This window comes from Streptomyces sp. CC208A (assembly GCF_030010625.1).
Lineage (GTDB): Bacteria > Actinomycetota > Actinomycetes > Streptomycetales > Streptomycetaceae > Streptomyces.
In genome coordinates this window covers 22237-35208 of sequence record NZ_JASCXN010000036.1, presented here as the reverse complement: position 1 = coordinate 35208, position 12972 = coordinate 22237, and the positions used below count along the sequence as shown (strand labels likewise).

Sequence of the window (12972 nt, the reverse complement as noted above, 5' to 3'; positions counted from 1 at the left end):
GAGCGCGGACTCCCCAGGAGGCTTCACTTGTACGACCGTTCCCAGCTGTTCACCCCTGCCCGCCGACGCCGAGCCCTTCGTGCCGCGGCCACGGCCGTCGCCCTTTCGGCGGCGGCCCTGCTGACCGTCGGCTGCGGCTCGTCGCAGGACACCGCCCGGGACCCGAAGGCCGCAGCCCCTTCGGCCGGGAACTTTCCCGTCACCATCGACAACTGCGGTGTGAAGACGACGTACGACGAGGCGCCCGCCCGCGTCGTCACCATCCACCAGCACCCGGCGGAACTCATGCTCTCCCTCGGGCTGAAGGACCGCATGGTCGGCACCGCCTTCCCCGACTCCGCCGTCCTGCCCGACCTGAAGAAGGACTACGACTCGATCCCGGAGCTGGCCAAGAAGGAACCGTCCTTCGAGACCGTCCTGGACGCCGAGCCGGACCTCGTCTACGGCGGCTACGGCAGCGCCTTCGACGAGAAGCAAGGCCGCTCCCGCAAGGCGTTCCGGGACGCGGGCATCAACACCCATCTGAACCGCGAGTACTGCGGGAAGAAGCGGGTGACGATGGAGGACACGTACGAGGAGATCCGCACCGTCGGCAAGATCTTCGGCGTCTCCGACCGGGCGGACAAGCTGGTCTCCGACCTCCGGGCGCGGGTCGAGAAAGCCTCCACGGCCGTGAAGGGCAAGCCCCCGGTGCCCGTCTTCGTGTACGACAGCGGTGACAAGACCGCCTTCACCGCCGGCGGCAAGAGCCTGGGCACCGAACTGATCCGGCTGGCCGGCGGCACGAACGTCTTCGCCGACCTCGACGACGTCTTCGGCGACGTCTCCTGGGAGCAGGTCGTCGACCGCAAGCCCGAGGTCATCGCGATCTACGACTACGAGGGCGCCGGAAGCATCGAGCAGAAGAAGAAGTTCCTGCTCGGCCAGTCCGCTCTGAAGGACGTGCCCGCCATCAGGAACAAGCGGTTCGTCGTCCTGCCGCTGACCGCCACCCTCGTCGGCGTCCGGTCCGCGTACGCGGTGGAGGACATGGCCCGCGGCATCCAGCCCGAGAGCTTCCGTTGACGGCCCCGGTCCTCGACGCCGCCCCCGGGCGGGCCGCGCGACCGGGCGGAGACGAGGACGGGCGGGCCGGCCCTGCCGGTCTCACCGTCACCCTCGTGATTCTGGCCGTGCTGCTGGTGGCGTCCGCCACGGCGGGCCTGGCGATCGGCTCGGTCCAGGTGCCACCCGGCCAGGTGTGGGGCATCGTCACCCACGCGCTGGGCGCCGACTGGGCGGAACCGGACTGGTCGCGGGCGCGCGAGACCATCGTGCTGGACGTCCGCGCGCCCCGCGTGCTGCTCGGGGCCGTGGCCGGCGCCGGTCTCGCGGTGGTGGGCACCGCCCTGCAGGCCCTGATCCGCAACCCGCTCGCCGAGCCCTACCTGCTCGGAGTCTCCTCCGGGGCGTCGCTGGGCGCCGTCGTGGTGATCGTGTTCGGGGTGACCTGGTTCGGGCCGGTGTCGCTGTCGGCCGCCGCGTTCGCGGGCGCGCTCGGAGCGCTGCTGCTCGTCTACGCCACGGCCCGCACCGGCGGCAGGATCACCTCGGCCCGGCTGGTCCTGTCCGGCGTGGCCATCGCCGCCGTGCTCACCGCCGTACTGGACCTGCTGCTGCTCACCACCGACCGGGGCAACGAGGCCCGCGCGGTCCTCGCCTGGACCCTCGGCGGCCTCGGTGGCGTCAACTGGGACACCCTGTGGCTGCCCAGCGCCGCCCTGCTCCTGGGCATCGCCGTCCTCCTGGTGCAGGCGCGCAACCTGAATCTGCTGCTGGCCGGTGAGGAGGCCGCCACCACGATGGGCCTGGACGTGGCCCGCTTCCGCGCCCGCATGTTCGTCCTGCTCTCGCTCGTCACCGGCATCCTGGTCGCGGCGTGCGGACCGATCGGCTTCGTCGGCCTGATGCTGCCGCACGTCGTCCGCCTCGCTGTCGGCGGCGACCACCGCCGCGTTCTGCCGACCGCCGCGCTCGGCGGCGCCGTCTTCCTCATCTGGGCCGACATCGCCGCACGCGTCGTCGCCGCCCCCGTGGAGATCCCCGTCGGCGTGCTCACGGCCCTGTGCGGCGGACCGTTCTTCCTGTGGCTGATGCGCCGCAACGCCCGAAGGACCACCGACCGAGGAGGGGCATGAGCGCCACCGAACTCGTCGTCGACGGAGTCACCCTCACCGCCGGTGCGCACCGCCTGGTCGCGGACGTGTCCCTGACCGCCCGCCCCGGCGAGGTCATCGGCCTCGTCGGCCCCAACGGCAGCGGCAAGTCCAGCCTGCTGCGCGCCGTCTACCGCGTCCTGCGCCCCGCGACCGGTCACGTCCGGGTCGACGGCACCGACGCCTGGTCGCTGCCCGTACGGCAACTGGCCCGGACCGTGGCCGCCGTGGTGCAGGAGTCCGGCGCCGACTTCGACCTCTCCGTACGTGAGGTCGTCGCCATGGGCCGGACCCCGCACAAGCGGCTGCTCGACGGGGACACCGCCGAGGACGCCGAACTGATCGGGCGGGCTCTGGACGCGGTGGACGCCACCGATCTGGCCCACCGCCCCTTCGACCGGCTCTCCGGCGGCGAACGCCAACGCGTCCTCATCGCCCGCGCCCTCGCCCAGCAGCCGTCCCTCCTCGTCCTGGACGAGCCGACGAACCACCTGGACATCCGCCACCAGCTGGACGTCCTCGGCACCCTGCGGAAGCTGCCCGCCACGGTCGTGGTCGCCCTGCACGACCTCAACCTCGCCGCGTACTACTGCGATCGCCTCTACGTCCTCAAGGACGGCAGGGTCACCGCCTCGGGCCCACCGGTGGAGGTCCTCACCCCGCGGCTGCTGTCCGAGGTGTACGGCGTGACGAGCGAGGTGACCGTTCATCCCCGCACCGGCGCGCCGCAGGTGACCTTCCTCCCCGGGGAGCCGACCGCGGCCGAACCGGGCGAGCCACCAGCCCGTACCTCCACGTCCTGTGGCTGAACGCACAGGGGCAAGTCTGGCGTGACGGCGACGTGTTCTGCGATGCTTCCGTCCGTCAAGCGACGGCGGAACGAGGAAGCCGGTGAGATTCCGGCACGGTACCGCCACTGTGTAGGGGGAGCGACTCCACCCATGGCCACCGCCCCATCGGGGGGTGGGAAGGCCGGAGAAGCTGTGATCCCGAGTCAGGAGACTCACGCCGTCGCACCTCGATGTACGGGGCGGATTTCCCCAGGAGAGGCGGTGGCACCCATGTGCCTGCGTTCGTGCGGTGGCAGCTCCGTGTTGCCCTTGCTGCCCGCGCTTCGGCCGAACCGGCCTACCCGGCTTCACGCACAGGCCCGTTCCCTCAGGTTCTGACGACCCCAGCGGGTTCTTTCTCGTACACCGCATCCGCGCACCGGAATGCCGGTACGCGCTGCCCACGCACGCCACCAGGAGTCACCTTGTCCGTACGATCCGTCATGCCCGGCCGCCGTCAGGCAGCCGCGGCGGCCTTCCTCACCGTCGCCCTCACGCTCACCGCGTGCGGTGGTGACGCCGGCACCACCGCCGACACCAAGGCGCGGGCCGAGGGTGAAGGGTGCATCAAGGACTTCGACCCGGCCGAGGACTACTTCCCGGTCAAGTCGACGGTGAAGCACGCCCAGAACTTCACGCTCCGGTACGAGAAGAGCTACCAGGTCCTCACCGTCAAGGAGCCCTTCCCCAAGGGGAAGCCCGAGTCGTACGTCCTGGTCAAGTGCGGCGCTCCGAAGCCGAAGCTGACGGGTGAGCTGGCGTCCGCGCAGCAGGTCACGGTTCCGGTCAAGAGCCTGTACTCCGCTTCGACCACCCACCTGCCGCTGCTGACCGAGACCGGCACCCTGGACGTGCTGACCGGTGTCGCCAGTGCCACGGCCATCTCATCCGCCGAGGTGATCGAGCGGGTGAAGGCGGGCAAGGTCACCGAGTACGCCAAGGACCGCACCCTCAACGCCGAGACGGTCATCGGCGCCAAGCCGGACGTGCTGATGACCCAGGGCACCGACGACCCCCAGTACCCGAAGCTGCGTCAGGCGGGCGTCGCCGTGGTCGCCAACGCAGAGTGGCTGGAGGCCAGTCCGCTCGGGCGCGCCGAGTGGGTCAAGGCGATGGCCGCGCTCACGGGTGCGGAGAAGCGGGCGGGCGAGGTGTTCGACATCATCGAGGGCGACTACCGGAAGGTCGCGGAGAAGGGCGCGCGGGCGGCCGAGGCGGGCAAGCCCGTCGAGGTGCTGCCCGGCACGATGTACCAGGGCACGTGGAACATGCCCGCCGGCGGCAGCTACGCCGCACGGCTGATCAAGGACGCGGGCGGCACCTACCCGTGGGCCGGTGAAGCGGGCACCGGCGGCATGCAGCTCAACTTCGAGGCCGTGTACGCCAAGGGTGGCCAGGCCCCGATCTGGATCGCGGACCAGCAGTGGAAGTCCACCGCCGACGCGATCAAGGCCGACAGCCGGTACGGGCAGCTGAAGGCCGTGTCCGGCGGCGCCGTGTGGACGAACCAGAAGGCGCTCGGTCCCGGCGGCGGCAACGACTACTTCGAGCGCGGTGTGCTGCGCCCGGACCTGGTCCTCGCCGACCTGTTCGCGCTGATGCACCCGGACCAGGCCAAGGGCCACACCTTCACCTTCTACCAGCTGGTGCCCAAGGCGTGACCACACATCAGACAACCGTGTCGGCACCGGCCGCGGGCATCCCGCGGCCGGTGCGGCGGCGCCTCGCCGTCGTCCTCGCCCTCGCGGCCGGGTCCACCCTGCTGTTCGTCCTCACCATCGCCACCGGCTCCCATCCCGTGCCGGTCGCCGAGGTGGTGCGGGTGTTGTTCGGCGGCACTGCCGAGGACCCGCGGTGGACCGTGATCGTCGAACAGGTCCGGCTGCCGCGCGCGCTGACCGCCACCGCCGTCGGCGCCGCGCTCGCGGTGGCCGGCGTACAGATGCAGACCCTGTTCCGCAACGCGCTCGCCGACCCGTTCTCCCTCGGGGTGAGCTCGGGAGCCAGCATGGGTGTCGCCGCCGTGGTGGTCGGCACCGGTGGGGTCGCCGGCAGCTTCACCGGAGACCTGGCCGGCCTCGGGCGGGTGGGCGTCGTCATCGCCGGCTCGCTCGGCGCCGCCGCCGTCCTGGCCCTCGTGCTGCTGCTCTCGCGATGGGTGCGGTCGGCCGTCACCCTGCTCGTCATCGGCGTCATGATCGGCTCGGCGGTCACCGCGGTGGTCGGCGTGATGCTCGTCTACGCCCGGCCCGAGCGCGCCCAGCAGTTCGTCGTGTGGAGCCTGGGCAGCTTCGGCGGCACGACCTGGCCGGACCTCCAGGTCATGCTGCCCGTCGTCGGTGCGGGCCTGCTGGTCGCGCTGCTGACCGCCAAACGCCTCAACGCCCTGCTGCTCGGCGAGGACTACGCCCGCACCATGGGCCTGAACGTGCGGCGCAGCCGCGATCTCGCCCTGTTCGCCACCTCGCTGCTGGCGGGCGCGGCCACCGCGTTCTGCGGCCCGGTCGCCTTCCTGGGCCTGGCCGTCCCCCATCTGACGCGGGTGGCCCTGGGGACCTCGGACCACCGGGCGCTGATCCCCGCGTCGATGCTCGCCGGGGCGTTCCTCGCGCTGGCGTGCGCGCTGCTGAGCCAGCCGCCCGGCACGGATGCCGTGCTGCCGCTGAACGCCATCACCTCGCTGTTCGGCGCGCCCGTCGTCATCGCGTTCCTGATCCGCAGCCGTCGCGGCGTACAAGGAGTGGCCTCGTGACCGACACCATGACCGAACCCCGCGCGGACACGACCGGCGGGGCGGGCCGCTTCAGCGGCCTGGTCACGCAGGGACTCGCCGTCGGCTACCGTACCCGGTCCCCCCGCGGGCGTGGAGCAGGGCGGGCCGTGCTCGCGGGGCTCGACCTCGAAGCACGGGCCGGCGAACTGACCGTCCTGCTCGGCCCCAACGGCGCGGGCAAGTCCACGCTGCTGCGGACCCTGTGCGGGCTCCTTCCGCCGCTCGACGGACGGATCCGGATCGGCGGCGCCGATCTCGCACGGACGTCGCCGACTGCGCTCGCCCGGCGACTGGCGGTGGTCCTGACCGACCGGGTGGACCCCGGGCTGCTGTCCGTGCGGGAACTGGCCGGGCTCGGCCGCCACCCGCACACCGGATTCACCGGCCGCCTCAGCGCGGCCGATCACGCCGCCATCGAGTGGTCGTTGAAGGCGGTCGGCGCGGGACACCTGGCAGACCGGCCGGCCGCCGAGCTCTCCGACGGCGAACGCCAGCGCGTCCTGACCGCCCGAGCCCTCGCCCAGGAACCCGAGGTCGTCCTCCTCGACGAGCCCACCGCCTTCCTCGATGTCCCCTCACGCGTGGCGCTCACCGTGCTGCTGCGCGACCTCGCCCGGGACAAGGGCCTGACCGTGGTGGTCAGTACGCACGATCTGGAGCTGGCCCTGCGGGTGGCCGACGCGGTCTGGCTCGTCGACCGCGACTCCCGCGTCCACGCCGGAGCACCCGAGGACCTGATCCGCAGCGGCACCGTCGCCGCCGCCTTCGACGCCGACCACCTCGCCTTCGACCCGGCATCCGGGACCTTCGGCCTGCGCCGCACCGCACGCGCCACCGTCGCGGTGGACGCGCCGGCCGACGTGCTCCCACTCCTCGAACGCGCCCTCGCCCGGGAAGGACTGGCCGTCGCGGATCAAGGTGACCCACACGTCGGCGGGAAGGTGAGCTGGGACGGCGCGGACCGGCTCACCCTCACCGGAACGGACGGACGGACCGTCCCCGTCCGAGGCTTCCACGAGCTCACACGGACGGTACGGACGTGGTGACCACGCCCCTCACCCCCGACGTCCTGGCGCGGATCTCCACGATCGGTCCCTACTTCGCACTGACCACCGGCCATCGCCCCGATGCCAGGGGCTTCCGGCCGCTGACCGACCTGTACACCGACCCGGGCGCGTTGGAGGAGTGCGTACGGACCGTCGCCGGGCGACTGGGCGCCGACCAGCCCAGGGTGGCCGCGTCCACCCTGCACCTGGGCACCGCCTCCCGGCTCTGGTCGATCGCCCTGGCCTGCGCCACGCTCACCGGCCGCGTCCCCGACCTGGCGCCCGCCCGGCTGTGGTGGCGCCTGCCCACCTCCGGCCCCCTCGACCTGTGGCTCCCCGACCTGAGCGAGGTCGACCAGGAACCGCTCCCCGCCCTGCACCACACCGTCACCGCCCAGAACCTGGCCCCCTGGGCCGACGCCGTACGGCACGTGACGGGCGTATCCCCGCACACCCTGCGCGGCAACGCCGCCTCGGCGCTGATCGGAGCCCACCGCGTCCTGCTGACCAGGGCGCCGTCCCCCTTCTTCCTCCCCGTCGTACCCCTCGTCCGCGCGCTGCTGGACCGGCCGCCGCTGGCGGGCACCGGCACGTACCGCGCCGCTCCTCCAGGACCGCTCGCCTTCCACCGCCGCAGCTGCTGCCTGTACTACCGCGTGCCGGGCGCGGGCACCTGCGGCGACTGCGTCCTCAACCCCAAGGAGAAGACCTCATGACCGCCACCACCGAGCCCACCGTCGTCGAGACCCCCGGCGGCGGCACCCAGCACGTCTGGCCCCTCCCGGTCGACGAGGCCACCCTCCTCGACCTCGTCACCACCGTCTTCACCGACCACTGGGAGCACATCCACTTCGGGCCCATCATCGAAGGCGCCGCCTGGGAGGTCGGCGCCCCGAACGCCCCCACCGCCATCACCATGAACGACGGGTACGCCACCATCGACTTCGGCGCGTGGCACTTCCACCTGTGCATCGGCGAGCACACCGCCTCCGGCCCCGAACTCGGCCGCATCCGCCGCTGCGCCCGCGCCGAGCTCTACCGCAGCATCGGCTCCGACGGCTCCCCGGTGAGCTGGGGCATCCGCCTGTTCAACGGCCGCGACGAGCAGATGATGACCGTCCTGCTGCCCAACCCCTTCCTCACCGACCGCCAGGAGATCCTCGACACCCCCGACTTCACCCGGCTCCACGCGTGGGACGCGTTGCGCGCCCGCTTCCTCTCCCTGCCCGCCGACCCGCTGGACCGCACCGGCAAGGGCTTCAAGCACAGCGGCTGACCGGCAGGCGCGGCAAAAGCACCTCTGTGGCGGGGAGTCGCGGCAGCCAGAGGGCCGTTCACGGCTGCCGCGCGGCGCGCACCGCGTCGGTGGGAGGCGGTATCAGCGCCACCGCGAGTGCGGGAACGGCGGCGAGGGCCAGCCAGGGGACGGCGGGCGGGAGCCCCAGGTCGAGGAGGGCACCGGTGGCCGAGCTGCCGACGAGGACGATGAGGCCGGATACGGACGACAGTGCCCCGGTGTAGAGGCCGAGCCGGCCGTCCTCGGCGAGGTCGGGCACCCAGGCGCGGGCGGCGGGCACGACCAGCATCTGACCGAGGGTGAGCAGGACGACGTACCCCGCGGCGGGCAGCAGTCCGACGAGGCCCGTCCGGTCCGCCGGAAGCGCGGCGGCCACGACCGTGAATCCCCCGGCGATCAGCAGCAGTCCGGCGGCCATGGAGCGGCGCAGGTCCAGTCGGTCACCCGCCCAGCGGGTCACCGGGAGCTGGGCGCACACGACGAGCAGCGACGACAGGGCGAACAGCCACGACAGGGGCGTCTGGGAACCGGTGGCCCGCTCCACCTCGTCCGGAAGGGCGAGGTAGAGCTGGTTGTAGGCGAGCAGGTAGGCGCCGTACGCGCAGCACAGGGCGAGGAAGCGGCGGTTGCGCAGCACCAGGCGGGCACCGCCCCCTTCCCGGGTGCGGACCCTTCCGGGGATGTGCTGCGGCATCAGCCGCGCGTGGCCGGCGAGGACGAGGACGAAGACCGCGGCACCGGCGAGGCACGCGGTGCGGAAGTCCACCGCCAGCAGCAGGCCGCCGAGGAGCGGACCGACGAAGGCGCCCGCCTGCCCGGCCGCGCTGAACAGTGCCAGCACCCGAGTACGCGAGCCGTGGCCCGCCTCCTCCCAGAGGACGGCCTGCCGGGCCGCCTCGGACTCCACCGCGGGGGAGAACAGGGCGGCGGCGAAGCCGATCAGCAGCACCGCGCCGATCACGGACCAGGTCGCCTCGGCGAATCCGAGCCAGCCGAACCCGGCGATCCGCAGACCGCAGCCGGTCAGGACGAGCGGGCGGACGCCGTAGCGGTCCACGAGCCATCCGCCGACCACGAACAGGCCCTGCTGGCTGAAGGTGCGCAGGCCGAGGACGAGGCCGACCGTCCAGCCCGCCATGCCGATGGCGGTGCCCAGGTGCTCGGCGAGGAACGGCAGCACGGCGAAGAATCCGACGTTGAAGGCCAGTTGGGTCAGGATGAGCAGGCGCAGCAACGGCGGCAGGTGCTTCCAGGTGCGCTCGCGGGAGGACTTCGCCGCGCGCGCTGCTCGGCGGGGCAGAACGCGGGAGAGGAGGTGGGGCATCGGGTTCCCGTCAGGGGGCGGGTGTGGTCACGGCGGATGGAGGTGGGGTCACGCGTGTGTCCGGTGCGGTCGCGGCGGTGGCTACCGCGGGCGCCGGGCGTGCCGCGGTCCGCCTTCGCGGCCCGGGCACGCGTCCTCCGCCGCCCTTCGCCCGGGGCGCCGTCCGCCCTGCCGCGTTCGCGGCCGTGACCGCGAGCGCGCCGAGCAGGGCGAGCACGGCGGCCGGGGCCAGGACTGCCCACGGAGCGCGCTCGACGTACGGATGGTTCTCGGCGAGCAGCAGGCCCCAGTCGGGGGACGGTGGCTGGGCGCCCAGGCCGAGGAAGCCGAGGGCGGCCAGCGACAGGGCGATGCCGGGAAGCCGGAGCAGGGCGTGACGGGTCACGGGCGGCACGACGGCCGGGAGCAGGGTGCGGGTGAGGACGTGCCACGGGCCGGCGCCGAGGGCCCGACTGGCGGTCAGGTGGGTGGCGGCGCGTTCCTGTCGGAGGAGCGAGGAGGTGTGGGTGGCCAGCGGTGACCAGGCGACGGCGGCCACGGCGAGGGCGGGGGTCCAGGGTCCGCCGCCGGCGACTCCGGCGACGAGGAGACCCGCGAGCACGGGCGGCAGCGCGTTGACGGTGTCGACGACGGGTGCGGACAGCCGGGGCAGCAGGCCCAGCAGGACTCCGGCCACGAGGGCGGCGGCGCTCACCACGAGGGCGGTACCGAGGGTCGTGAGGGCGCCGTGCGCGATGCGGGCCAGGATGTCCCGGCCGAGCGCGTCGGTGCCGAAGGGATGCGCCGGAGACGGGGTCTGGAGGCGGGCACCGGGGTGCAGGGCGAGCGGGTCGCGGGGCAGGCCGGTGGCCATGAGGGCGGCGAGCAGTGCCCCGTACAGCAGGGGCGGGGTGCGTGACGCCGCCCTCGCGGGCCGGTGCGGGGAGATCAGGGCACCGTCGCGCAGCGCGGGGCCGAGCAGCAGCCGGGCGGAGAACCGCGCCAGAGCTCCGGCGGCGGCCGCGAGCAGCATCAGGCCGAGCGTGCCGGTCTGCAGGACCGGCAGGTCCTGGGCCAGGGCGGCGCGCAGGGTGAGGCGACCCAGGCCCGGTATGTCGAAGATCTGCTCGACGGCGACGGAGCCGCCGGTCAGGCCGACGGCGAACAGGCCGAGGTTGGGCAGGAGTCCCGGCACGCAGCCACGCAGGGCGTGCCGTATCACGGAGCGCGGCGGGATGCCCCGGGCGGCGGCGGCCCGTGCCCACGGCGCGGCGAGCGCGCCGGGCAGCAGATCGTCCAGCATCCGCCCGAGGAGCGCTCCGGCGGGCAGCCCGAGGGCGAGCGAGGGCAGCACCATCCACTGCGGGCCGTACCAGCCGAGGGCGGGGAGCCAGCCCCACCGCACGCCGATCACCGAGGCGAGCACGGCGGCGACGAGGAACTCCGGGAGCGCGGCCAGGACCGCCGCCGCGCTGCCGCCGGCGGCGCGCTCTCCGAGCCGGCGCCGTGAACCGAGCCACAGCGTGCGGGCACACACCGCGGCGGCCGTGCCCGCGGCGACCGCCAGGGCACCGGCCATCAACAGGAGCGAGACGCCGAGGGCCTCGGCCACGGAGGGCAGGACGTCGGTGCCGGAGACCCAGGACCGACCGGCGTCCCCGTGCGTCAGACCGACGAGCCAGCGTGCGAGCAGCGGCAGCGGCCCCTCCTCCAGACCGAGTTCGGCGCGTACGGCGGCCAATGCCTCGGGAGTGGGGTCCTGTTCGGCCGACCGGGCCTTGAGCACGGTCAGGGCGGGGTCTGTACGCGACAGCCACGGGAGCAGGCCGATTCCGCACACCAGGGCGGCGGCAAGGGCGGCCCGCCACAGCAGCGCGGGCCCGCCGCCCCGCACGAGGGCGCGCAGGGCGGCGGCGCTGGCGGGCGTGCCGCCTCGGAGGCGGTCGGACATGCCGTTCAGCGCCGGGTCCCCGTGCCGAGGAACTGCCGCTCGTACGGGTCGAGCAGCGTGCCCTGCACGGAGGCCGCGACGCCGGTGGCGACCTTCTGGTGGACGAGCGGTACGACCGCGTCGGTGCCGAGGACGGCCGCCTCCGCCTTCAGGACCGCGTCCTGTCGCTTCGCGGTGTCGGCCACGGCCTGGGCGTCCGCGACGGCCCGGTCGATCCTCTTGTCGCACAGCAGCGACAGGTTGTAGGTCCCGGCACAGGTGAAATCGCTGCCGAGGACGGTGGCGGGGTCGCCGGTGTCGAGCATCATGTTGCGGGAGGCGACGGCGGCGTCGAACTTCCCGGCCAGCAGGTCGCTTTCGAGGCGCGCGTACTCGCGCACCTCCAGCTTCACCGTGAAGCCGGCCTTCTCCAACTGCTGCTGCAGGACCTGGGCGGTCTCGGCGAGCTCGGGTCGGCCGGTGTAGGTGGCGATGGTGACGCTCCGTGCGCCGGGGGCGGTGGCGCGGGCGCGTCCGGTGGGCTGGAGCCGCTTGCTCGCGGCCCAGTTCAGGGCGGGACCGTAAAGCCCCTGTGCCGCCTCGGCGTGGCCCTCGTAGACGTCCTTGGCGATGACGGAGGTGTCGATCGCCTCGCGAGCCGCGGCGCGCAGCCCCGCGTCGGCGAAGACGCCGGACCGGGTGTTCAGGTAGAGGCTGGTGTTACGGGCGGTGGTCGTCTCACGGACCACGCCCTTGTCAAGGGACGCGAGCTGGGCCACGGGGAGGGCCTCGGCGATGTCTGCCTGGCCGGTGCGCAGGGCGTTGGCGCGGGCCGTGCCGTCGGCGACGAACGTGGCGTCGATGCCCGGGGCCTGGGCGCGACCGCCCCAGTAGTCGTCGAAACGGTCCAGCGTGGCTGCCGTGTCGCCGGTGATCCTCGTGAGGGTGAAGGGGCCGGTGGCGGTGCCGACCGGATTCACGGTGCCCTTCTTCTCGTACGCCTTCGGGGAGAACACCGCGAGGTTGGGGTTGGACAGGCGCAGGGGCAGGGCCGGGTCGGCCGTGCCGGTTCCGATCCGCACCCGGTCGTCGCCCACGGCCGCGGCGGTCAGCTTCACACCGGCGAGGGCGGCGGGGGCGGGTTCCGCCTCGGCAGCGTGTGTGAGGGCGGAGGCCACCGCCTGTGCGGTGAGCTCGGCGCCGTCCTGGAACTTCGCTTCCCGCAGCGTGAACAGCCAGCTGCGGCCGCCCGGTTCGCTCGTCCACGACTCGGCCAGCGCGGGGACCGCGGCGCCGTTGGCGTCCAGCCGGGTCAGGCCCTCGGCGACGCCCAGCTTGGACAGGTGGAAGGCGTCCTGGCTGTGCGGGGAGAAGTTCCGCGCGGGGGTGAAGGCGAGCGCCACGCGCAGTCGGCCGCCGTCGCCGGAGCCGGCGGGGTCGGCGGGTGAGCTGTCGCCGCCGGAGGCGAAGCAGCCGGCGAGAAGCGGGGTGAGGAGCAGGCCGGCTATCAGGCGGCGGGGGGTTGTCATGGCTGGCGCTCGCGTCTTCCGGTGGTGTCGATCAAAGGGGCGGCCAGAGTACATGAAAATCGTTTCCAT

Annotated in this window: 11 protein-coding genes and 1 riboswitch; of the genes, 8 read left to right on the top strand and 3 right to left on the bottom strand. The window is 73.3% G+C overall.

The window, feature by feature from the left end:
• The first annotated feature begins 27 nt into the window (after positions 1 to 27).
• The 8 genes from QK442_RS30015 (at position 28) to QK442_RS29980 (ending at position 8120) form a co-directional block, all read left to right on the top strand.
• A complete protein-coding gene (locus tag QK442_RS30015) occupies positions 28 to 1065 on the top strand; it encodes an ABC transporter substrate-binding protein (protein ID WP_282697240.1) in 1038 nt (345 codons plus the stop codon).
• Positions 1062 to 2177 carry an iron ABC transporter permease gene (locus QK442_RS30010; RefSeq protein WP_282697239.1) on the top strand — a complete coding sequence of 372 codons (1116 nt, stop codon included), beginning with the start codon at positions 1062 to 1064 and terminating at the stop codon, positions 2175 to 2177. The genes QK442_RS30015 and QK442_RS30010 overlap by 4 nt, the downstream gene beginning before the upstream one ends.
• The gene (locus QK442_RS30005; protein ID WP_282697238.1) at positions 2174 to 3004 is read left to right on the top strand and encodes an ABC transporter ATP-binding protein; all 831 of its coding nucleotides are present in this window, start codon (positions 2174 to 2176) and stop codon (positions 3002 to 3004) included. The genes QK442_RS30010 and QK442_RS30005 overlap by 4 nt, the downstream gene beginning before the upstream one ends.
• 22 nt (positions 3005 to 3026) lie before the next feature.
• A riboswitch (cobalamin riboswitch) is annotated at positions 3027 to 3221 on the top strand.
• A 229-nt stretch (positions 3222 to 3450) separates the two neighbouring features.
• Entirely contained in the window at positions 3451 to 4686 is a 1236-nt protein-coding gene (locus tag QK442_RS30000; protein WP_282697237.1) for an ABC transporter substrate-binding protein, read from the top strand.
• Complete coding sequence (locus QK442_RS29995; RefSeq protein ID WP_282697236.1) at positions 4683 to 5777, top strand: iron ABC transporter permease; 1095 nt, start codon at positions 4683 to 4685, stop codon at positions 5775 to 5777. The genes QK442_RS30000 and QK442_RS29995 overlap by 4 nt, the downstream gene beginning before the upstream one ends.
• Positions 5774 to 6844: an ABC transporter ATP-binding protein gene (locus QK442_RS29990; RefSeq protein ID WP_282697235.1), complete on the top strand. Its 1071-nt coding sequence runs from the start codon at positions 5774 to 5776 to the stop codon at positions 6842 to 6844. The genes QK442_RS29995 and QK442_RS29990 overlap by 4 nt, the downstream gene beginning before the upstream one ends.
• Positions 6838 to 7560, top strand: coding sequence for a (2Fe-2S)-binding protein (locus tag QK442_RS29985; RefSeq protein WP_282697234.1), 723 nt, complete (start codon positions 6838 to 6840; stop codon positions 7558 to 7560). The genes QK442_RS29990 and QK442_RS29985 overlap by 7 nt, the downstream gene beginning before the upstream one ends.
• Positions 7557 to 8120: a hypothetical protein gene (locus QK442_RS29980; RefSeq protein ID WP_282697233.1), complete on the top strand. Its 564-nt coding sequence runs from the start codon at positions 7557 to 7559 to the stop codon at positions 8118 to 8120. Before QK442_RS29985 ends, QK442_RS29980 begins: the two co-directional genes overlap by 4 nt.
• 58 nt (positions 8121 to 8178) lie before the next feature.
• Here the strand turns inward: QK442_RS29980 and QK442_RS29975 are convergent, their stop codons facing one another.
• The 3 genes from QK442_RS29975 to QK442_RS29965 are packed head-to-tail and all read right to left on the bottom strand — an operon-like array spanning position 8179 to position 12903.
• Positions 8179 to 9465, bottom strand: coding sequence for an MFS transporter (locus QK442_RS29975; RefSeq protein ID WP_282697232.1), 1287 nt, complete (start codon positions 9463 to 9465; stop codon positions 8179 to 8181).
• Positions 9466 to 9475: 10 nt separating this feature from the next.
• Positions 9476 to 11395 (bottom strand): ABC transporter permease subunit, encoded by a 1920-nt coding sequence (locus QK442_RS29970; protein ID WP_282697231.1) that lies wholly within the window; start codon positions 11393 to 11395, stop codon positions 9476 to 9478.
• 5 nt (positions 11396 to 11400) lie between these two features.
• On the bottom strand, positions 11401 to 12903 hold the full coding sequence (locus QK442_RS29965) for an ABC transporter substrate-binding protein (protein WP_282697230.1): 1503 nt from the start codon (positions 12901 to 12903) through the stop codon (positions 11401 to 11403).
• Positions 12904 to 12972: the final 69 nt, after the last annotated feature.